Origin of the sequence: Allobosea sp. 117 (assembly GCF_000702305.1) — a bacterium.
Taxonomy (GTDB): domain Bacteria; phylum Pseudomonadota; class Alphaproteobacteria; order Rhizobiales; family Xanthobacteraceae; genus Ancylobacter.
The window spans coordinates 175867-196980 of the sequence record NZ_JNLC01000001.1 but is presented as its reverse complement, the minus strand read 5'-3'; the positions used below and the strand labels follow the sequence as shown (position 1 = coordinate 196980).

General features: G+C 68.1%; 19 protein-coding genes. 3 read left to right on the top strand and 16 right to left on the bottom strand.

Translation table 11 applies throughout. From position 1 onward, the window contains the following. Positions 1 to 58 precede the first annotated feature (58 nt). From U742_RS0100875 to U742_RS0100850, 6 genes are all read right to left on the bottom strand, one after another. Positions 59 to 814, bottom strand: coding sequence for a FadR/GntR family transcriptional regulator (locus U742_RS0100875; RefSeq protein WP_197028136.1), 756 nt, complete (start codon positions 812 to 814; stop codon positions 59 to 61). A gap of 109 nt (positions 815 to 923) precedes the next feature. Next, positions 924 to 1799, bottom strand: a complete 876-nt coding sequence (locus tag U742_RS0100870) for an SMP-30/gluconolactonase/LRE family protein (protein WP_029349098.1) — start codon at positions 1797 to 1799, stop codon at positions 924 to 926. 15 nt (positions 1800 to 1814) lie between these two features. After that, positions 1815 to 3542 carry an ABC transporter ATP-binding protein gene (locus U742_RS0100865; protein ID WP_029349096.1) on the bottom strand — a complete coding sequence of 576 codons (1728 nt, stop codon included), beginning with the start codon at positions 3540 to 3542 and terminating at the stop codon, positions 1815 to 1817. Then, positions 3542 to 4693, bottom strand: a complete 1152-nt coding sequence (locus tag U742_RS0100860; protein ID WP_081852748.1) for an ABC transporter permease — start codon at positions 4691 to 4693, stop codon at positions 3542 to 3544. Before U742_RS0100860 ends, U742_RS0100865 begins: the two co-directional genes overlap by 1 nt. After that, a complete protein-coding gene (locus U742_RS0100855; protein ID WP_029349091.1) occupies positions 4683 to 5669 on the bottom strand; it encodes an ABC transporter permease in 987 nt (328 codons plus the stop codon). Before U742_RS0100855 ends, U742_RS0100860 begins: the two co-directional genes overlap by 11 nt. A 131-nt stretch (positions 5670 to 5800) precedes the next feature. After that, positions 5801 to 7663, bottom strand: coding sequence for an ABC transporter substrate-binding protein (locus U742_RS0100850; protein ID WP_051660749.1), 1863 nt, complete (start codon positions 7661 to 7663; stop codon positions 5801 to 5803). A 565-nt stretch (positions 7664 to 8228) separates the two neighbouring features. On the opposite strand from U742_RS0100850, the gene U742_RS0100845 reads away from it, so the two are divergent. After that, positions 8229 to 8948: a ribonuclease activity regulator RraA gene (locus U742_RS0100845; protein WP_248310223.1), complete on the top strand. Its 720-nt coding sequence runs from the start codon at positions 8229 to 8231 to the stop codon at positions 8946 to 8948. A gap of 7 nt (positions 8949 to 8955) precedes the next feature. On the opposite strand, the gene U742_RS0100840 is transcribed toward U742_RS0100845, so the two are convergent. From U742_RS0100840 to U742_RS0100830, 3 genes are read right to left on the bottom strand one after another with little or no spacing between them, the layout of a single operon-like run. Continuing rightward, the gene (locus U742_RS0100840) at positions 8956 to 11211 is read right to left on the bottom strand and encodes an oxidoreductase (RefSeq protein WP_081852746.1); all 2256 of its coding nucleotides are present in this window, start codon (positions 11209 to 11211) and stop codon (positions 8956 to 8958) included. A gap of 34 nt (positions 11212 to 11245) precedes the next feature. Next, positions 11246 to 11719 carry a RidA family protein gene (locus U742_RS0100835; protein ID WP_029349084.1) on the bottom strand — a complete coding sequence of 158 codons (474 nt, stop codon included), beginning with the start codon at positions 11717 to 11719 and terminating at the stop codon, positions 11246 to 11248. A gap of 12 nt (positions 11720 to 11731) precedes the next feature. Continuing rightward, positions 11732 to 13039, bottom strand: coding sequence for a type III PLP-dependent enzyme domain-containing protein (locus U742_RS0100830; protein WP_029349081.1), 1308 nt, complete (start codon positions 13037 to 13039; stop codon positions 11732 to 11734). A gap of 137 nt (positions 13040 to 13176) precedes the next feature. Between U742_RS0100830 and U742_RS0100825 the strand changes: the two genes are divergently transcribed. Next, positions 13177 to 14352 carry an aminotransferase class V-fold PLP-dependent enzyme gene (locus tag U742_RS0100825; RefSeq protein WP_051660748.1) on the top strand — a complete coding sequence of 392 codons (1176 nt, stop codon included), beginning with the start codon at positions 13177 to 13179 and terminating at the stop codon, positions 14350 to 14352. A 106-nt stretch (positions 14353 to 14458) separates the two neighbouring features. Here the strand turns inward: U742_RS0100825 and U742_RS0100820 are convergent, their stop codons facing one another. Beyond that, positions 14459 to 15271: an NAD-dependent epimerase/dehydratase family protein gene (locus tag U742_RS0100820; protein WP_029349077.1), complete on the bottom strand. Its 813-nt coding sequence runs from the start codon at positions 15269 to 15271 to the stop codon at positions 14459 to 14461. 154 nt (positions 15272 to 15425) lie between these two features. Further along, positions 15426 to 16253, bottom strand: coding sequence for an alpha/beta fold hydrolase (locus U742_RS0100815; RefSeq protein WP_029349075.1), 828 nt, complete (start codon positions 16251 to 16253; stop codon positions 15426 to 15428). 127 nt (positions 16254 to 16380) lie between these two features. On the opposite strand from U742_RS0100815, the gene U742_RS0100810 reads away from it, so the two are divergent. Continuing rightward, positions 16381 to 17370, top strand: a complete 990-nt coding sequence (locus U742_RS0100810; protein WP_029349073.1) for a GlxA family transcriptional regulator — start codon at positions 16381 to 16383, stop codon at positions 17368 to 17370. Between the two features lie 6 nt (positions 17371 to 17376). On the opposite strand, the gene U742_RS0100805 is transcribed toward U742_RS0100810, so the two are convergent. From U742_RS0100805 to U742_RS0100785, 5 genes are all read right to left on the bottom strand, one after another. Next, positions 17377 to 18102: an amino acid ABC transporter ATP-binding protein gene (locus U742_RS0100805; RefSeq protein ID WP_029349071.1), complete on the bottom strand. Its 726-nt coding sequence runs from the start codon at positions 18100 to 18102 to the stop codon at positions 17377 to 17379. Next, positions 18080 to 18739, bottom strand: a complete 660-nt coding sequence (locus tag U742_RS0100800) for an amino acid ABC transporter permease (RefSeq protein WP_029349069.1) — start codon at positions 18737 to 18739, stop codon at positions 18080 to 18082. The genes U742_RS0100805 and U742_RS0100800 overlap by 23 nt, the downstream gene beginning before the upstream one ends. Further along, positions 18736 to 19413, bottom strand: coding sequence for an amino acid ABC transporter permease (locus U742_RS0100795; RefSeq protein WP_029349067.1), 678 nt, complete (start codon positions 19411 to 19413; stop codon positions 18736 to 18738). The genes U742_RS0100800 and U742_RS0100795 overlap by 4 nt, the downstream gene beginning before the upstream one ends. A gap of 81 nt (positions 19414 to 19494) precedes the next feature. Then, on the bottom strand, positions 19495 to 20286 hold the full coding sequence (locus U742_RS0100790) for a transporter substrate-binding domain-containing protein (protein WP_029349065.1): 792 nt from the start codon (positions 20284 to 20286) through the stop codon (positions 19495 to 19497). Between the two features lie 3 nt (positions 20287 to 20289). Further along, entirely contained in the window at positions 20290 to 21045 is a 756-nt protein-coding gene (locus tag U742_RS0100785; protein ID WP_029349063.1) for a GntR family transcriptional regulator, read from the bottom strand. Positions 21046 to 21114: the final 69 nt, after the last annotated feature.

The window sequence follows — 21114 nt, the reverse complement described above, 5'->3', positions numbered from 1 at the left end:
CATGGCCCGAGCACCTCGGGATGACGTCGCTCCCGACCGATGGAAACCCGCACCGCCCTCACGGCTCGGCGCTGTCGGTCAGCACCCGGATGCGCGCATTGTCGATGTGGGTGCGCATCGCCTCGCGCGCCTCGTGCGGCTCCTCCGCCTCGATCGCCTGCAGGATCCGCAGATGCTCCTGCTGCACGAGCTGCAGCCGCCGCGCGCTCTGGCGCAGCGACAGCTTGCGGGCAAGGTCCATGCCCTTCAGCGTGTGCTCGGCGAAGATCTCCATGGCATGGACGAACAGCCGGTTCTGCGCCGCCGCCGCGATCGCGACATGGAACGCCTGGTCGGCCTCGCCGCCGACCTCGCCATTGTGGATCACCCGCTCCAGCTCGCCGAAGGCCCGCTTGATGCGGTCGAGATCGGCCTCGCTGCGCCGCATGGCGGCGAGATAGGCGGCCTCGCCCTCCAGCGCGACGCGGAACTCCATGCAGCGCATCAGGTCCGCCACGTCGCCGATCGGCGCGAGCAGCGAGAAGGCCTGGGCGGGCCGGCGCTGCACGAACGAGCCGGAGCCGTGGCGCGAGATCACCACGCCGTCGGCCTGCAGGCGGGAGAGCGCCTCCCGCACCACCGGGCGCGAGACCCCGTAGAGCTCGCAGAGCTGGCTTTCGGACGGCAGCTTCTCGCCCTCCGGCATGGCGCCGGAGACGATCCGGTCGAGGATCTGCTCATAGAGCTGGTCGGCGAGACGCGAGGGGCGCTGGGGCGCCTGCGCCGTCCACTCGGTCTTCTGCCGCAGCTTCAGTTCGGCTGTCTTGCGGGCCAAGCCTTCCTCCCTCCCGTCTCAGACGGAGATGTCATCTTATGGTCGTGATGCGATCGAGATTTGGCAATCCATTCCAGCTTTGTAAAGTCGTCAGACGAGATGGCGCCGCCTAGGCGCGAAACAGCGGCTCCGGCAAACCCGGCACGCCGGCCTCGACGGCGAACAGGCTGCCGGCCTGCGGCTGGTCGAGGCACGGGCCGGGCGGACGGATCGAGGTGATGTAGAGCGTCTCCAGCCGCGGCCCGCCAAAGGCCATCATGGTCGGCTTGGCGATGGGCAGCGCGATGCGCCGGTCGACGACGCCCGCCGGAGTGAAGCGCACCAGCTCCCAGCCGTCGATCGCCGACATCCAGTAGCAGCCGTCAGCATCCACCGCCGCGCCGTCCGGCCGGCCGGGCATGCCGTGCGTATCGACGAAGACGCGGCGGTTGGAGATCACGCCGTCATCGGGATCGAGGTCCCACGCCCACACGGTGCGCACCTCGCGGAAGGAATCCGAATGGTAGAGCGTGCGCCCATCCGGGCTGAAGGCGAGCCCGTTCGCGACATAGAGCCCCTCCACCATCCGCGTGCAGCCCCCGCCCGGATCGGCCCGGTAGAGCGAACCGTGCGGCCGCTCGAAATCGACCGGATCGGCCATGCTGCCGACCCAGAACCGGCCCTGCCGGTCGCAGCGCCCGTCATTCAGCCGGTTGCCCGGCAGGTCCGCCTCGGGTGCGGCGAAGGGCGTGAGCCCGCCGCTGCCGAAATCGAGCCGGTGGAGGCCCGATTTCAGCGCCACCAGCGCGCCGCCGGTCTCGCACAGCGCAAACGAACCGATCGGCTCGGGGAGCTGCCAGAAGCTGTTGGTGCCCGTTGATGGATCGAAGCGGTTCAGCCGACCGGCATAGATGTCGATCCAGTAGAGCGACTGCTCGCGTGGGCACCAGACCGGGCACTCGCCCAGATCGGCGCGGATGTCGAGCACGCATTCAACCTCGGACAACGGCTTCCCCTCTCTTCAGGCCACCGCCTCGGCGCCGTAGCGGATGCGGGCGAGGCGCCCGCGCTGGCGCGGATCGGGCTTGGGAATGGCGGAAATCAGCGCCCGCGTATAGGGGTGCTGCGGGTTCTCGCACACTGCCTCGGTCTCGCCGATCTCGACGATCCGGCCGCGATGCATGACGGCGACGCGGTCGCACATGTAGCGGATCACGCTCATGTCGTGGCTGATGAACACGTAGCTCATCGACAGTTCGCGCCCGAGCTCCAGCATGAGGTCCAGCACCTGCGCGCGCAGCGAGACGTCGAGCGCCGAGGTCGCCTCGTCCGCGACGATGAGCTGCGGGCGCATCGCGATGGCCCGGGCGATGCCGATGCGCTGGCGCTGGCCGCCGGAGAAGGCGTGCGGATAGCGCCGCATGGCGTCGCGCGGCAGCCCCACCCGGTCGAGCAGCTCGCCGACCCGTTCCTCCAGCTCTGCGCCGGCGGCGACCCCGTAATTTCGCAGCGGCTCGGCGATCACCTGCAGCACCGTCATGCGCGGGTTCAGCGAGGCGAAAGGGTCCTGGAAGATCATGCGGATGTCGCGCCACAGCGGGCGCACCGCCCCCTGCGGCAGCGCCGCGAGGTCGACCGGCGCCGCGTCGCGGCCGGAAAAGACGATGTTGCCGGCGTCGGGCGCGAGGATGCGCATGATCGAGCGCCCGAGCGTCGTCTTGCCGGAACCGCTCTCGCCGACGATGCCGAGTGTCTCGCCGCGTGCCAGCGAGAAGCTCACCGCGTCGAGCGCCTTCACCCCGCCCGCCTTCACGCCGCCGAAGGCATCGCGCCCGCCGAAGGACAGCGAGAGGTCGCGCACCTCGAGGATGACGTCGGCCGGGTTCGGCCTGGCGATCTTCGACGCGAGATGCGAGCGGCTCTCCAGCGCGAGCACGGAATCGAGCAGCCGGCGCGTATAGGGGTGCTGCGGCGCGTGGAAGATTTCGTCGACCGGCCCGGTTTCCACGATCTTGCCGCGATACATCACCGCCACGTCGTCGGCGATCTCCGCCACCACCCCCATGTCGTGGGTGATGAACATCATCGCCATGCCGAGGCGCTGCTGCAGGCCGCGCATCAGATCGAGGATCTCGGCCTGCGTCGTCACGTCGAGCGCGGTGGTCGGCTCGTCGGCGATCAGCAGCTTCGGCTCGCAGGCGAGCGCCATGGCGGTCATGGCGCGCTGGCGCATGCCGCCGGAGAACTCGAAGGGATAGGCGTCGATGCTCTGCTCGGGCCGCGGGATGCGCACCTGCTCCAGCATGGCGATCGCCCGCTCGCGTGCTTCCGCGTTGCTCACCTTCTGGTGCAGCCGGATCACCTCGACGATCTGCTGGCCGATGGTGTGCACCGGGCTGAGGCTCGACATCGGCTCCTGGAAGATCATCGAGATGTCGCGCCCGCGTATGGCGCGGATCTGCCGGCCATGCGGGTTCAGTGCGGCAAGGTCCAGCGGCGCGCCGCCCGGCCCGGCACCGTGCAGCAGCACCTGCCCTTCGGCGATGCGCCCCGGCTTCGGCACGATGTTGAGGATGGAGCGCGCGGTGACGCTCTTGCCCGAGCCGCTCTCGCCGACCACGCACAGCGTGCGCCCGCGCCGGAGCATGAGGTCGATGCCGTCGACCGCCTTGAAGGTGTCGCCGCCGCTGCCGAACCAGGTCGAGAGGTTCTTCACCTCGACGACGATATCGCCCGCGCTTTCCGCCATCACGATTGCCTGTAGGGGTCGGCGGCGTCGCGCAGCCCGTCGCCGACGAAATTGAGGCTCAGCACCGCCACCACCACGGCGATGCCCGGCGCGAACAGCCACGGCGCGGTGGTGATGGAGCGGATGTTCTGCGCCTCCTGCAGCAGCACGCCCCAGCTCACGATCGGCGGCTGCAGGCCGAGGCCGAGGAAGCTCAGCGCCGTCTCGGCGAGGATCATCGCCGGGATGGCGAGGCTCACCTCGGCGATGATGTGACTGACGAAGGACGGCGCCATGTGGCGGAAGATGATGCGCCGCTCGCTTGCCCCGTCGAGCTTGGCGGCGGTGACGAAATCCTCGGTGCGCAGCGACAGGAAGCGTCCGCGAATGACGCGCGCCAGGCTGGTCCAGCCGATCAGCGACAGGATGATGGTGATGCAGAGATAGATCTGCAGCGGCGGCCAGTTGTTCGGCATGGCGGCGGCGAGGCCGAGCCAGAGCGGCGTCGTTGGCAGCGACAGGATGAACTCGATGACGCGCTGGATGATGTTGTCGATCCAGCCGCCGTAATAGCCGGAGATGCCGCCGAGCACGAGGCCGAGCACGAGGCTCAGCATCACCCCGATCAGCCCGATCGACATGGAGATGCGCGTTCCGTAGATGATGCGGCTCAGCATGTCGCGCCCGAGTCGGTCGGCGCCGAGCAGGAACAGCGGATCGCCCTTGTTCAGTGGGCCGAACAGCTTGGTCTCCAGCGTGAACAGCCCCCACATGCTGTAGGGCTCGGAGGCGACGAAGAAGCCGACCGGCACTTTCTGCGCCTCGTCCACCACGAAGACGCGGCGCAACGCCGTCGGCTCGATCGTCACCTTGTAGCCGTTGACGTGCGGGCTCCAGACGAGGCCGCCCTCGGCGTTCCGGTCGAAGAAATGCAGCGCCTGCGGCGGCGCATAGGTGTAGCGCGGCGTGAAGGCGTTGGGATCGAAGGGCGCGAGGAACTCGCAGAAGATCGCGACGAAGGAGATCAAGGCGAGCACGACGCTGCTGATCATCGCGAGGCGGTGGCGGCGGAACTGCCACCACATCAGCCGCCATTGCGAGGCCGAGGCGCGCCGCGCGGCGCGCAGGTCGACCGGGGCCGGGAGATCGGCGGGCGCGGAGCTAGCGGTCATAGCGGATCCGCGGGTCGAGCCAGACGAGCAGCAGGTCGGAGAGCAGCGTGCCGATCAGCACGAGGATGCACTGGAACATGATGAGCGCGCCGCCGAGATACATGTCCTGCGTCTTCAGCGCCTGGATGAGAATCGGCCCGGCGGTCGGCAGGCTGAGCACCGAGGAGACGATGACGTCGCCCGACACCAGCACCGGCAGCACCCAGCCGACCGTCGAGATGAAGGGGTTGAGCGCCACCCGCGTCGGATAGCGCAGGATCAGCGTCAGCTCCGGCAGGCCCTTGGCACGGGCGGTCTCGACATAGGGCTTGCCGAGCTCGTCGAGCAGGTTCGCCCGCATAATGCGCACCAGCGCGGCGATGCCGGCGACGCCGAGCACCAGCACCGGGATCCACAGATGCTTCAAAAGATCGACGACGCGGGGAAGGCTCCAGGCCGCGTTCTCGAAGTCCGGCGAGAACAGGCCGCCGACCGAATAGCCGAGATAGGTCACCGACAGGTACATGACGAAGAGGGCGAGCAGGAAGTTCGGCGTCGCCATGCCGAGGAAGCAGAGGAAGGTGACGATGTAGTCGCCGACGCTGTACTGCCGGACCGCCGAATAGACGCCGACCGGGAAGGCGACGATCCACACGAAGATCAGCGTGCAGAAGGCGACCAGCGCGGTCATGCCGAGCCGGCCCCAGATGATGTCGGCGACCGGCGTGCGATATTCGAAGGAGACGCCGAGATCGCCGTTCAGCGCGTTCCAGATCCAGTGGAAGTATTGAATCACCAGAGGCTGGTCGAGGCCGTAGCGGATGCGCATCGCCTCAAGCGTCGCCGGGTCCGCCGGCGAGCCGGAGGTGGCGAGGTCAGCGGCATAGCTGGTGACGAAGTCGCCCGGCGGAAGCTGGATGATGATGAAGGCGACGACCGACACCGCGATGAAGGACGGGATCATCCACAGGACGCGGCGAAGGATGAAACGCAGCATCTATCCCTCCCTCCGAGAACGCAAGACAACCATGGAGGCGGACGCCCGCACAACCGCGTGGCGCCGGGGCGGCACGCCGGCGCCACCCGCCTCGACGGACGGCGCCGGTATTTTGTCGCGTCGGAACGCCCTCACTTCGCGAAGAAGTAGGTCTCGGTGTTGCTCGCCACCGGCGTCGGATAGGTCCAGGCGAAGGGGCGCGGATAGACGTTGCCGAGGTTCTTCTTCGACACCGAGTAGAGCCCGCCCGGCGTCGAGACGCCGATGACGTAGAACTCGTCCGCCGCGATATCGAGGATCTGCTTCATCAGCTCGGCCTGCTTGGCGGTGTCGGCGTAGCGGGTGATCTGGCGGTAGAGATCCATCTGCTTCTTCGCCGGGGCCGGCGGCTCCTCGCCCGCCTTGCCGCCGGAGGCGAACCAGGTGCCCCACGGCACGGCGAACAGCGACTCGTTCCAGAACGGGAAGTAGAAGGTCGGCTCGAACAGCGCGTCGACCATGCCGCCCGACCCGAGGAAGACGGTGGCGTCCTGATCGTTATTGTCCTTGCGGTCGTAGAACAGGCCGCGGTCGACCGTCTGCATCTTCGCGTCGACGCCCACCTTCTGCCAGTACTGGACCACGAGCTGGGTGGAGTCGAGGAAGTCGCCCAGCGCCGGGATCACCAGCACGTTGAAGGTGATGCGCTTGCCGTCCGGGCCGAGCCGGAAGCCGGCGCTGTCCTTCTTCGGATAGGCCTTGTCGAGCGATTCATTGGCCTTGGCGACGCTGTACTCGGTGTACTGCTTGGCGAGGCGCTCATTGTAGAAGGGCGACTCCTTGCGCGGCGCGCCCTGCCAGGGCTCGCCCTGCCCGACGAAGGCGGCGTCGATGATCGCCTGCCGGTCGATCGCGTAGCTGAGGCCGATACGGAAATCCTTGTTGTTGAAGATCTCGCGCTTCACCGGATCCTTGTGGGTGAGGTTCAGCGAGATGATCGTCGTGTTCATGTCGGCATTGGCGCCGTCGACGATCTTCAGCTTCGCCTTCTCCAGCGCGTCGGCGAACACCGCGCGGTTGGAATTGGTGTTGATGTGGCGGTCCTGATAGTCGATCTCGCCATTCACCACCTTCAGCACCAGCGTCTGCTTGTCGGCATTCACCGAAATGCGCAGATCGTCGATATATGGGAGCTGCTGGCCAGCGGTGTCGACCTTGAAGTAGTAGGGGTTGCGCACCAGCGTCACCAGCGTCGCGCCGCTGATGTAGGGGTCCTTGATCACCCAGGGCTCCATGGTCGGGCGCTCGGGGTTCTGCCAGCGCTCGTTCACCTCGGTGTCGACCGCGCATTTCTTGATGAACAGCTCGGTCCAGCTCGCGACGCCGGCCTTCTTCTGCAGCTCGGCGACACCGTCCTTGTTGTAGGCCGGCATGAACTGCGAGCAGTAGTGCTTCGCCATCATCACCGCCTGCACGCCATAGACGCTGGCGAGGCGCTGCGGGAACAGGCCGTAGGGCTCCTTGAAGGTGAGGGTGAAGGTGGTGTCGTCCACCTTGGCGAATTTCGGCAATTCGCCGCCGCTCATCACCCAGTCGATGCCGTTCGGCAGCAATTCCTTGTTGCCGGCGATGTCGTTGATGAAGAATCCGAGGTCGTCGGCGCCGAACGGCTTGCCGTCCGACCACTTCAGGCCCTCGCGCAGCTTGATGGTGAAAACCGTGGCGTCGGCGTTGCCGGTCACCGATTCCGCAAGGTTCGGGATGACCTTGCCGCTCCATTCGCGGTCCCAGGCCAGCAGCGGCTCGTAGCCGGCGATGCGGAACAGCCAGTTGCGGTCGGAGCCGCCGACCATGCCGGAGCGCCAGGTGCCGCCATAGGTGCCGACCTTTTCATAGGGCGTCACCACGCGAGGGTTCTTCGGCAGGCGCTCGGTGACCGCGGGCAGCTTGCCCTCCTTCACGAGGGCATCGAGCGCCGGGGCCTGCTTGTAGTCGGCGGCGCCGGCGGCGGACACCCCGAGCCAGACGGCGCACAGGGCGGCGACGCTGGGGACGGCAATTCTCGCGATCGCGGCTCCACGGCCTGCGGGAAGGGCACGTTTTACGTCCGGCATTCGGGGAAGAGGATCGCGCACGACCATGACGGCAAGCTCCGCTGTTCCACCTGATGAGGAAGAGCTGTTGTTCTCACAGCTTGACGGGCAGGCTTGCATGGCCCCGAGAACCTGTCAATTAATTCATTAACTTGTCAGTCAGGTTCGTCCACCACCCGCGGATGACGCATGTTGCAGGCGCCGCGACGGGCGGCGAAACGCTGGAAATCGCCAGCTTTCGGGGTATGGCGGCCGCTCCGACATTGCCCCCATGCCCGCGCCAAGGTGGCAAATCTGCCCCGCTTGAAGCCCGACAGGCCTCGCCATTCCGCCGGAAATCCGGTAAACATGTCCGACAAGAAGTCACGCTCGCGTCCGGTGGACCGGACACGTCGCCCGCGCCAGCGCCGCCTTCCCCAACGCCGCTCGGCCGGTTCGGCGACGCGCTGCGGCGGCCATCATACGCCGATGTCAGGGAATGCCTATCGTGACCACGCCCGCTCCCCTGTCCGACGAGACCCGCGCCTTGCTCGCGCGCATCAGCACCGCGACCATCACCTCGCAGCTCATGGCCCGCGGCCTGCGCAACACCTTCATGCAGGGCGTCCAGCGCCTGTCCACCGGTGGCGGCACCATGGTCGGCGAGGCCTTCACCCTGCGCTACATCCCCTCGCGCGAGGACATCGACGTCTCCGCCGTGTTCGAGGATCGCGAGCATCCCCAGCGCAAGGCGGTCGAGACCATCCCGCCCGGCCATGTGATGGTCATCGACTGCCGGCGCGACACCCGCGCGGCGGGCGCCGGCAGCATATTGGTCACCCGCATGATGGTGCGCGGCGCCGCCGGCGTCGTCACCGACGGGGGGCTCCGGGATTCCCCCACCATCGAGGCGCTGGACTTCCCGGTCTATTGCGCAAGCCGCGCCGCGCCGACCAACCTCACCCGTCACCATGCCGTCGACATCAACGTCCCGGTCGGTTGCGGCGACGTGCCGGTCTATCCCGGCGACGTCATCGTCGGCGACCGCGAGGGCGTCGTGGTCATCCCCCGCCATCTCGCCGACGAGGTGGCGCGGCAGGGCTTCGAGCAGTCGCGCTACGAGGACTTCGTCACCGAGAAGGTGAAGGAAGGCCGCTCGATCTTCGGCCTCTACCCGCCCGCCCCCGAAGCCCTCGCCGAGTTCGAGGCGTGGAAGCAGAAGGGCTGACGTCGGCTCACAGCACCGCGTCCCCCAGCTTCGGGAAAGTCTCCTGCCCCCAGATCTGCCGCTCGCGGATGATGGCGCGCGGGCGTTCGGGGTTGTCGCTCTCGATCTCGCGGCCGATACGGTGGCCGTCGAAGATCGCGTCGGCGGCCAGCAGGCGCGGGGCGAGGCAGTCGCCGGAACGCACCACCGCCTCGATCCCGACCTCCGCCCATTTCTCGCGGCGGGCGACGAGATCGTCGTAGAGCCCGCGATTGGACTCGCGCGCCGTGCACAACACGACGCTGTCGCAGGCGAGCACCTCCACGGCATCGCCGAGCCGGCGCGGATAGACGCCGGTCTTCGGCTCGCTGGTGCGGCGCGAACCGTCGCGATAGCGGTCATAGATCACGACCTCGGCGCCACCGGCGCCGACCTCGACACGCTCCACCCAGTGGCCGATGCGCTCCGCAATGCCCTTCTCGCGCATCATGCGCCGCAGATTGTGGCTCTCCAGCGTGAGCTCGGTGACCGGCGCGATCTTCTCGTGATGGGTGACGATCGTCACCTGCTTGCCCTGGTCGGCCAGTGCCTCGGCGATGCTGATCGCCATGTAGTAGCCGTCGGAATCGAGCACCACGACCCGGTCGCCGATCGCCTTGCCGGCGAAGAACTGCTCCGGCGTCACGAACACGTCGAGCCCGTCGTCGACGCCGGGAATGCCGTCCGGCCCGGAGGCGCCGAGCCCGTTGCCGACCCAGTGCGCGCCGGTCGCCAGCACCACGCGCGAGGCGCCGAATTCGAGGATGTCGTCGGCGGTGACGAGCCCGGTGCCGCGCATGATGGTGACGTTCGGCATGCGCAGGAGCTGGTTCTCGCGATACTGGAACACCCGCCCCCACTCGGCGAGACCGGGCAGCTTCACCGTGTTGCGCATGTGCCCGCCGAGCGTCTCGCTCGCCTCGCAGAGCTGCACGTCATAGCCGCGCCGGCCGAGCACGCGCGCGCATTCGAGCCCCGACGGCCCGGCCCCGACCACCAGCACGGTGCGCGGCGCAGGCGCCGGCTCGAACTTCTCGGGGTGCCAGCCGCGGCGATATTCCTCCATCGCGGTCGGATTCTGCGTGCAGAGCAGCATGTTGCCGAGGTTGTAGCGGGAGATGCAGGCATTGCAGCCGATGCACTCGCAGATATCCTCCGGCCGCCCTTCCTCGATCTTCTTCGGCAGGTACGGATCGGCGATCGAGGGCCGCGCGCAGCCGATGATGTCGATCTGCCCGGTGCGCACCACCCGCGCCATCTCGTCAGGATCGGTGAAGCGGCCGACGCCGACCACCGGCACCTTGGCGATGCGCTTCACCTCGGCATTCCACGGCGCCTGGTGGTTCGACTTGTAGAAGCGCGACGGGCCGGAATCCTCGCCCCAATTGTCGTCGCCCGAGCCGCCGATGATCACGTCCCACATGTCAACCAGGCCGAGCCTGGTGATGTACTCGACGAAGGCCAGCCCCTCGTCGTGCAGCTCGACGCCCCACGGCCCGGCGAGGTCGTCGATGGTGATGCGGGTGGCCACCGCGCAGTCGTCGCCGGCCACCTTCTTCAGCCGCTCCAGCGCCTCGACCCAGAAGCGCGCGCGGTTCTCGAAGGAGCCGCCATATTTGTCGGTGCGCCGGTTGAAGTGGCGCGACAGCGCATGCGCCGGAAACACGCCGGCGGCGCCGTGGACATAGAGGATGTCGAAGCCCGCATCCCGCGCCCGCCGCGCCGCGTCCTCATACATCTGCATGACGCGGGCGATGTCCTCCTCGGTCGCCGGATAGGTGTAGACCTTGTTCACGCCGGAGGACGGGAAGCGGTCTATGGCGGGGGCGACATAGCGGCTCCAGAGATTGTCCTTCACCCCGCCGGCGCCGAGCTCGACGGCGGCGAGCGCGCCCCATTTGTGCACCTCGTCCACCATGTGACGGTGGTTGATGACGTCGCCCTCGTCCCAGATCGTGGCGTTGGTGACGGTGGTCTGGTTCACTTCCGGGTGGATCGAGCAGGATTCCGTGCACAGCCCGCCCCAGCCGCCCTCCGCCTTCACCGCGCGGTGCCCGGCATTGGAACCGGGGCGCATGTGTCCCGCCCCGGTGCATTGGGGCACTTGGTAGAAGCGGTTCTTCATCGTCTTCGGGCCGATGCGCACCGGCTCGAACAGGACGTCGTGGCGCGGGTCCCGGCGGTGGCCGCGGGCTGCGGACTCGCTGGCGGCAGCATCCTGCGGCGAGGCGAACGGGGCGTTCATGGCAGGCTCTCCCGGAAGCGTGCGTGACAGGCGTTCAGATCTCGATTTCGGCGATCGCCTCGATCTCGACGCCCACCCCGCGCGGCAGGCTCGGCGCGCCGACCGCGCTGCGGGCGTGGCGTCCGGCTTCGCCGAAGATCTCGATGAACAGGTCCGAGGCAGCGTTGACCACCTGCGGCATGGCGGTGAAGTCCGGCGCCGAGTTCACGAAGCCGGTCAGCTTCACGATGCGCTTCACGCGCTTCAGCGAGCCGCCGGCGGCGACCTTGAGTTGCACGATCAGATTCAGCGCGCAGAGCCGCGCCGCCGCCTGCCCCTCTTCGATGGTCAGGTTCTCGCCGAGCCGCCCGACGCAGGTCAGGCTCTCGCCGCGCCGCGGCACCTGCCCGGCGAGGAAGACGAGATTGCCGACGACGACCGCCGGCACGTAGTTGGCGCCAGGCACCGTCGGCTCCGGCACCTCCTCGCCCAGAGCCGCCAGCCGCGCGTCGAAATCAATCTCGCTCATCGTCCTGTCCCGTCAGAAGAAGGTGCGGATGGCATCGACCACCCGGTAGTCGTCGTCGACCACCGGAATGACCTGCCATTTGTCGAAGGTGGTGCAGGGATGCGAGATGCCGAAGGCGACCATGTCGCCGACCTGCAGCGGGCTGTCGGCCGGCAGCACCATGTGGCAGTGCTGGTCGTTCAGCCCCGCCACCGCATGGCGCTCGCCGATCGGCTGCGGCCCGCCGGCGCTCCCCGGCCGGTACCACATGAGCGGCTCCGGCAGCCGGGAATCGAAGGAGACGTCGCGCTTGCCCATGGTGAGGATCGCCTTCTCAGGCTCGGGCCGCGACTGCACATAGGCCCACACCTCCAGCGCGTGGGCGGGGCGCTCGCGCAGGCTGTCGACCTGCGGAAAGCGCCGGCGCAGATCCTCGAAGCGGTCCTCATAGGTGCCGGAATCATGGGTGAGGTAGCAGCCCGAGCGGATGATCACCTCGACCTCGCTCTTAAGCCCCGCGGCCGCGAAGCGCCGCGCCACCAGATCGTAGAAGCTCGAGCCGCCGGCGGTGAGGATCACCGGCCCCGGCGCGAAGGCGCCGCGCGCCTCGCACATGCGGGCGATGGCGACCAGATGGTCGAGGAAGCCGTCGACCCGCTCCATCGTCGCCTGCGGATTGGCGCCGGCCAGCAGCCCCTCATAGCCGCCGACGCCGGACAGCACGACATAGGGCGCCGCCGCGCGGATGGCATCGGCCACCGCCTCGGCATCGGCGAGCGTGCGGCAGCCGGTGCGCCCGCCGGCGAAGCCGCCTTCGAGGATCACCCGAAGCGGCACCTCACCTCCCGCCGCCCGCTTCGCCTCGGCGAGGCGCCGTACCCCGGCGGCGGAGTCGACGAAGCTCCAGAGCTTCAGCCCGGGATGCCGCTCGGTTTCTGCGGCGAGATAGGCCGTCCCCTGCCGGCCCACCGCCTGGTTGGCGAGCAGGATGCGGTCGAAGCCGAAGCGGCGCGCCACACGGATCTGCTGCACGGTGGCGAGCGTGATCGCCACCGCCCCGTCGGCGATCTGCCGCGCGAAGAGCTGCGGCGCCATGGTGGTCTTGCCGTGCGGGGCGATGCGCGCGCCGGTGAGTTCGAGGAAGGCGCGCATATAGGCGCTGTTGCGCTCGATGCCCGAGCGCTTCAGCACCGCGAGCGGCAGCGGCAGGTCCTCGTCGAGCACGCTCCAGCCCTGCCGGCCGATCTCGCCGAGCGGCAGCGGCGGCATATCCGGCGGCAGCCCCTTGAAGCTCCCGTCGACCAGCCCGGCTTCGATGGCGCTCAGATCGATCGACGGCATAGGGATTTCCGTTTTCTTGTAGGGGATCTAATTGTAAACTTATCAGACATCTTCTCGTCAAGGCGGCGCGCGAAGCATTTCGCAAAAGTCGCTCCCCGACAGCCGCGCCGCCGGAGAGATGGAACGGAGGATCGCCCGTGCCCGCCCACAACGCCGACCGCACGAAAGCCGCCACCCGCGCGACGGGCACTTTGCCCACCCGGCTCGCGCGCTACCAGCTTACGCCGCTCCTCAACGTCTCGGGCACCGAAACCGTCCATGGCGCCAGCCCGGTGGCGCCGGAAATCGTCGAGGCTGTCGCCGCCATATTGCCGCTGTCGGTCAGCATGGCCGAGCTGCAGAGGGTGGCGAGCGGGGTCATCGCCCGCGTCACCGGCGCCGAGGCCGGCTTCGTCACCAACTGTTCCTCGGCCTCCATCGTCATCGCCTGCGCCGCCGCGATGGCCGGCGACGACCCCGGCCGCGTCGCGCGGCTGCCGGACAGCACGGGCATGCGCGGCGAGATCGTCATCCAGAAAGGCCATGTGGTCGATTACGGGGCGCTGATCACTGGCGACATCCGTCTCAGCGGCGCCCGCGTGCGGGAGATCGGTGCCGCCACCGAGACGCGGGCGCATCAACTCGGCGCCGCGCTGGGGCCGGAGACGGCGGCGGTGCTGCACGTCGTCTCGCACCACACCGCGCAGACTGGCATGCTGCCGCTGGCGCACATCGTCTCGGAGGCGCATGCCGCCGGCGTGCCGGTCATCGTCGACGCCGCCGCCGAATATGGCTGGCCGGAGCTGATCGCCGCCGGCGCCGATCTGGTGCTGTTCAGCGCGCAGAAGGCTTTGGGCGGGCCGACCGCCGGCATAATTGCCGGCCGCGCCGGGCTGGTGCGCGCCTGCGCCGCCCAGCAGCACGGCGTCGGCCGTCCGATGAAGGCGGCCAAGGAGGCCGTGATGGGCGCCATCGCGGCGCTGGAACGCTGGGAGAGGCGCGATCACGCGGCGGAGGCTGAGGCCGTGCTCGCCCGCGCGCAGTCGCTGGCGGCCGGGCTCGCCGGCCTGCCGGGCATCGCCGCCTCGGTGCTGCCGGACGAGACCGGCAACCCGTTCAGCCGCGTCGCGCTCGACGTCACGCCCGCCGAGGCGGGCGGCGACGCGCAGGCGCTGGCGCGGGCGATCGCGGACGGCGTGCCGCGCATCCTAGTGCGCGACCTGCTCGCCGATCGCGGCCGGCTGCTGGTCGATGTGCGCCGGCTGGACGCCCCTTCCCTCGCTTTCGTCGCCGACCGCATCCGCGCCGCGGCGGACAGGCTGCGCGAGGGGTGAGCGGGGCGCTCCGTCCGTCCCCGAATGCCGCCCCCTGTCCGCCCGCACACCTCACCCACCCCCCAGCGCCTCTTCCCAGCCGGCAGAGACGCCCTCGCCTCACCCCTCAGCGCGCATAGCCGTCCGACACGAAGGGGCCACCCTGGTACTTCACCTCCGGCGCCTCGGGGTCGCGGGTGTCGCCGTTCGGGATCAGCGCGCCGGCGAAGGCCTCGGCATTGTCCTGCGGGCGATAGTCGACCTCGCCGACCAGCGCGTTGCTCCACCAGGAGCGGTCATTGGCGGAGACGCCGTACATCACGATGCGCCCGAGCTTTGGCGCGGCGAAGCAGGCCTCGATCTGCCGCAGCAGGTCCTCGTAGCTCTGCCAGGTAGAGAGGTGCCGCGGGTCGATCGGGTCCGGCCGCGCCGTGCCGATGCGCAGCCCGGCGCTCTCGACGCCGTATTTGTCGTAATAGAGGCTGGCGAGGTTCTCCTTGAACGCCATAGTCACGCCGTAGAGCGAATCCGGCCGCGTGCGCACCTCGGTGTCGAGCTGGCGGCCGCTCTCGTAGAAGCCGATGGCGTGGTTCGAGCTCGCATAGACGATCGGCCCGACGCCGTGCCGGCGCGCCGCCTCGAACACATTATAGGTGCCGACGATGTTGGAGGGCACCAGCCGGTCGAAGGTCGTCTCGTAGGAGATGCCGCCGAAATGCAGGATGCGCCCGGCGCGCGCCACCAGCGCGTCGACCGCCTGCGCATCGGCGAGGTCGGCGACCACTGTCTCCTCCCCCGGCAAAGCGGGGCCGAGATCGGCGATGTCGGTGGAGATGAGCGCGCCATAGGCCTCGATCAGCCGCGGCCGCAGCCAGCGCCCCAGAATGCCGGCGGCGCCGGTGAACAGAAGCGGGCGGGTCTCGGTGGTAGCGGCGCTCATGACGAAGTCTCTCCTCGAAGCGGCGCCATCGCACCGCGGCACAGGGGCGCCAGCTTGTCAGACAATTTTATAAGCGCAATGCCGAAAACCCCCTTCCCACGCAAATTGGCGGGCGCCGGTCGCGGCGCCCGCCATCAACGTGGAGCGAGGAGGATCAGCCTTCGATGAAGGCGAGCAGGTCGGCGTTGAAGCGGTCCTGGTGGGTCTGCGTCAGGCCGTGGTCGGCGCCTTCATAGACCTTCAGCACCGCGTGCTTGACGATCTTCACCGTCTCCAGCGCCGAGGCGCCGATCGGCACGATCTGGTCGTCGTCGCCATGCAGCACCAGCGTCGGCTTGTCAAACCGCTTCAGGTCCTCGTGGAAGTCGCTCTCCGAGAAGGCGCGGATGCTGTCGAGCTGACCCTTCAGCCCGCCCATCATGCCCTGCAGCCAGAAGCCCTCGCGGATACCCTCCGAGACCACCGCGCCCTCGCGGTTGTAGCCGTAGAACGGGATGGTGAGGTCTTTGAAGAACTGCGAACGGTTGTCGTAGGTGCCCTTGCGGATGCCGTCGAACACCTCGATCGGCAGGCCGCCGGGATTGGCTTCGGTCTTCAGCATCAGCGGCGGCACGGCGCCGATCAGCGCCAGCTTGGCGACGCGGCCGGTGCCGTGGCGACCGACATAGCGGGTGACCTCGCCGCCGCCCGTCGAGTGGCCGACCAGCACCGCGTTCTTCAGGTCGAGCTGCTCGATCAGCTCGCCGAGGTCGTCGGCATACTGGTCCATGTTGTTGTTCTGCCAGACCTGGTCGGAGCGGCCATGGCTGCGCCGGTCATGGGCGATGGTGCGGTAGCCCTTGTTGGCGAAGAACACCAGTTGCGCGTCCCAGGCATCGCCGGTCAGCGGCCAGCCATGGGAGAAGACGATCGGCTGCCCGTCCTTGGGACCCAGCTCCTTGAAGAAGATGCGGGTGCCGTCCTTGGTGGTGATCGTGGTCATCGCAGTATCCCCTGTTCGCTTGCGTGGTGGGCGTTGGCGCCCGGTGCTTGTAGGGATAGGCGATCTCCGGCATGGTCAGGATTGGCAGTTCCGACATATGTCGAGCCGAAACTGACACGAGGCGAAAATGATGAAAGCGACCCCGGCAGCGAAGGCGGAAGTCGGCCTGCTGATCTATCCGGACTGCCAGATCGCCATGGTCCACGGCATGACGGACCTGTTCGCTGTGGCGAGCCGCTACTCGGTCGAGCGCGGCGGCGCGCCGCTGCGGGTCAGCCATTGGCTGCGCGGGGAGGACGGTGGCTTCACGCGGGTGTTCGACACCCATCCCGGATATGGCGGCCGCGCCGACGTGCTGGTGGTGCCGGGCCGCCTCACCGCTCCTTCAAACGTCGAGGAGGCCGCGCCCTATGCCGGCTGGCTGCTCGACCATCACGCGCACGGCTCGACCCTCGCCTCGGTCTGCGCCGGCTCCTTCGTGCTGGCCGCCACCGGCCTGCTCGATGGACGCGCCGCCACCACGCACTGGCACTTCGCCGATGTCTTCCGCGCCCGTTTCCCGAAGGTGCTGATGGAGCCCGACCGGATGCTGATCGAGGACGGCGACATCGTCACCGCCGGCGGCATCATGGCCTGGACCGATCTCGGCATGCGGCTCGTCGACCGGCTGCTCGGACCGACCGTGATGGTCGAGACCGCCAAATTCCTGCTGATCGATCCCGCGGGCCGCGAGCAGCGGCATTACAGCAGCTTCTCGCCCCGCCTCACCCATGGCGACGAGGCGATATTGAAGGTCCAGCACTGGCTGCAGGCCAAGACCGCGCGCGATGTCGACGTCACGCAGATGGCGCAGCAGGCGGGCCTTGAGGAGCGCACCTTCCTGCGCCGCTTCAAGGCGGCGACCGGCATGCGGCCGACCGAATATGCGCAGCACCTGCGCATCGGCAAGGCGCGCGAGCTGCTGGAATTCACCCGCCGGCCGGTCGACCAGATCGCCTGGTCGGTCGGCTATGAGGACCCGGCGGCGTTCCGCCGGGTCTTCCATCGCATCGTCGGCCTGTCGCCGGGCGACTACCGGCAGCGCTTCTTCGCCGGCGAGCGCGACGTCGCCGCGTGAGGCGCCTCACTGCATGCCGAGGAACTGCTTGAGTTCCGGCGTCTGCGGATTGGCGAACACCTCGCCCGGCGGCCCGATCTCGTGCACCCGGCCCTGATGCATGAACACGACGCGCGAGCACACGTCGCGGGCGAAACGCATCTCGTGGGTGACCATCAGCAGCGTCATGCCCTCGGAGGCGAGCTCCTTCACCACCGCCAGCACCTCGTTGACCAGCTCGGGATCGAGCGCCGAGGTGATCTCGTCGCAGAGCAGCGCGATCGGCTGCATGGCGAGTGCGCGGGCGATGGCGACGCGCTGCTGCTGGCCGCCGGAGAGCTGGTCGGGATAGGCGTCGAACTTGTGGCCGAGCCCTACCCGGTCGAGCATCTTCTTGGCCATCACCTCGGCCTCGGCCTTGGGCGTCTTCTTCACCACCATCTGCGAGAGCATCACGTTCTTGCCGGCGGTCAGGTGCGGAAACAGGTTGAACCCCTGAAAGATCATCCCGACCTTCAGCCGCAGTGCCTTCAGGTGCAGATCGTCCGGCAGAAGCTGCGCGCCGGCCACCGAGATGGAGCCCTCGTCGATGGTCTCCAGCCCGTTGATGCAGCGCAGCAGCGTCGACTTGCCCGAGCCGGACTTGCCGATGATGGCGATCACCTCGCCGGGCTCGACGTCGATATTGATGCCCTTCAGCACTTCGTTGTCGCCGAAGCGCTTCTTCACTTCAGTGATTTCGATGAGCGACATTGAGCTTCCTCTCGAGGATCTGGGAAGACTTGGAGAGCGGCCAGCACAGGCAGAAATAGATCAGCGCGACGAGGCCGTAGACGGTGAAGGGCTCGAAGGTGGCATTGGTCACCACGGTTCCGGCCTTGGACAGTTCGACGAAGCCGATGATGGAGGTCAGCGCCGTGCCTTTGACGACCTGCACCGAGAAGCCGACGGTCGGCGGCACGGCGATCTTCAGCGCCTGCGGCAGGATCACGTAGCGCATCTGCTGGATGTACCCCATGCCGAGGCTGGAGGAGGCCTCCCACTGGCCCTTGGCGATGGCCTCGACGCAGCCGCGCCAGATCTCGGCGAGGAAGGCCGCGGTCCACAGGATCAGCGCGAGGCCGGCGGCGAGCCAGGCCGGCACGTCGATGCCGAACAGCCCCAGCCCGAAGAAGGCGAGGAAGAGCTGCATCAGCAGCGGCGTGCCCTGGAAGAGCTCGATATAGCCGCGCGCGAAGACACGGCCCGCCTTGTTGTAGCCGATGCGCAGGAGCAGCAGCAGCGCGCCGACGAGGCTGCCGCCGACGAAGGAGACCAGCGACAGCACAATGGTCCAGCGGGTCGCCAGCAAGAGGTTGCGCAGGATGTCCCAGAGGGTGAACTCGCTCATCGCGCCGCCGCTCCACGCTTGGGGAAGATGCTCCAGCCGACCCCGCGCAGCACCTGCCGGAGCAGGATCGCGAGGGCGAGATAGATGAGGGTCGAGACGAAATAGGTCTCGAACGCCCGGAAGGTCCGCGACTGGATGAAGTTCGCCGCGAAGGTGAGGTCCTCCGCCGCGATCTGCGAGACCACCGAGGAGCCCAGCATCACGATGACGATCTGCGAGGACAGCGCCGGCCAGATGCGCTGCAACGCCGGCACGAGTACCACATGCCGGAAGGTCTCGAAGCGCGTCATGCCGAGGCTAGCGCCGGCCTCGAACTGGCCACGCGGCGTCGCCTGGATGCCGGCGCGGATGATCTCGCAGCTATAGGCGCCGAGATTGATCACCATGGCGAGGTTGGCCGCCTCCAGCTCGCCGAGCCGGAAGCCGAGCGCCGGCAGGCCGAAGAAGATGAAGAAGAGCTGGATCAGGAACGGCGTGTTGCGGATCATTTCCACATAGGCGGAAACGAAAGGCCGCAGCCATGCCGGACCGAGCGCCCGCGCCCAGGCGCAGGCGATGCCGAGCGACACCCCGAGCAGACCTCCTATCACCGTCAGCTCCAAGGTGATGCCGATGCCCTTGAGCAGGACCGGCCAGTATTCGACCAGCCAGCCGAAATCGAACGCATAAGCCATGCCCCGTCCCCCGTCCTCTGTTCGGGAAGCGCCCACTAGGATGATGGGGAGCGGCCGCCCCGGGCCGCTCCGATGCGTCGGTCAGATGTCGGCCGGCAGGTCGGCGCCGAGCCACTGCTGCGCGATCTTGTTGAGCGCGCCGTCGGCCTTGGCGCCGGCGATGATCGCGTTGACCTTCTCCAGCAGCGCCGGCTCGTTCTTGTTGAGGCCGATGTAGCAGGGCGAGTTCTTGATCAGGAACTTGATCTCCGGCTTCTTCGGCGGGTTGCGGGCAATGATCGCCGCCGCCACGACATTGCCGGTGGCGACGACATCGACCTGACCCGAGAGGAAGGCCGAGATGGTGCCGTTATTGTCCTCGTAGCGCTTGATGGTGGCGTCGGCGGGGGCGATCTTGGTGAGCTCCAGATCCTCGACCGCGCCGCGCGTCACACCGATGGTCTTGCCGGAAAGACCGGCCGCATCCTTCACCGCGACGCCGGCCGGGCCGAACACGCCGTTGAAGAACGGCGCATAGGCGGTCGAGAAGTCGATGACCTTCTCGCGCTCGGGGTTCTTGCCGAGCGAGGAGATGACGAGATCGACCTTGTTGGTCTGCAGATACGGGATGCGGTTGGCGCTGGTCACCGGCACCAGCTCCAGCTTCACGCCGAGCTTGCCGGCGATCAGCTTCGCCATGTCGACGTCATAGCCCTTGGGCGCCATGTCGGCGCCGACGCTGCCGAAGGGCGGAAAGTCCTGCGGCACCGCGATGCGGATGGTCTTGCGCGCCAGAATGTCGGCGAGCGCATCGGCCTTGGCGATATCCGGCAGCCCGATGGCGGCGGCGAGGAACCCTCCGGCGAGGGCGGCGAGGAAGAAGCGACGGTTCATCGGTCAATCCTTGGTCCGTTGAGAGGAAGGCTGTGCATGCGGTGCCCCGTGCGTGTGCGCATGAGGCATGGAAGGCGGTGAGCCGGCGAAGGTCGAAGGCGACAGCAGCTCGCGCAGCGAGGCGAGCGGATCGGGCTTGGTGTCGAGGTCGAGCCCGGCTTCGACATTGTCGATGTGCTCGGCCATCAGGCTCGCGGCGCGCTCGAAGTCGCGCGCCTCCAGCGCCGCCACGATGTCCTCGTGGTCGTGGCTGGATTCCTCGGCTTTCTCGGTCGGCTGGTAGAGCATCGAGATCAGGGTGGTGCGGGCAGTGAGGTCGCGGATGATCTCGGTCAGCAGGCGGTTGCCGAGGACATCGGCGAGATGGATGTGGAAGTCGCCAAGCAGGCAGGCGCGCGAGCCGACGTCGCCGCTCTCGATCGCCGCGCGCTCGGCGGCGACATGCTCCTTCAGGCTGCCGAGCGCCTTGGGCGAGATGTCGCGGACGGTGTGGAGCAGGCCGGTCTCGATCACCCGCCGCGTATGGAAGGCTTCGCGCGCCTCCTCGGCCGAAGGCTCGACCACGTACCAGCCGCGCCGAGCGCTGACCTGCACCACCCCGCGCGTCTCCAGCCGCATCATCGCCTCGCGCACGCGGGTGCGCGACACGCTGAAGAGGTCGGCGAGCTTCTGCTCACCGAGCCGGGTGCCCGGCGCGATCCGCCCCGCCAGAATGGCGGAGAGGATGGCTTCCTCGATATTGGCGGTGGACGGGTTCATCACGCTTGCTCACGAAACTTGTATGCAAGCTTGAAGAGCAAACCCCGTGCCAGTTCTCCTTGCCGCTGG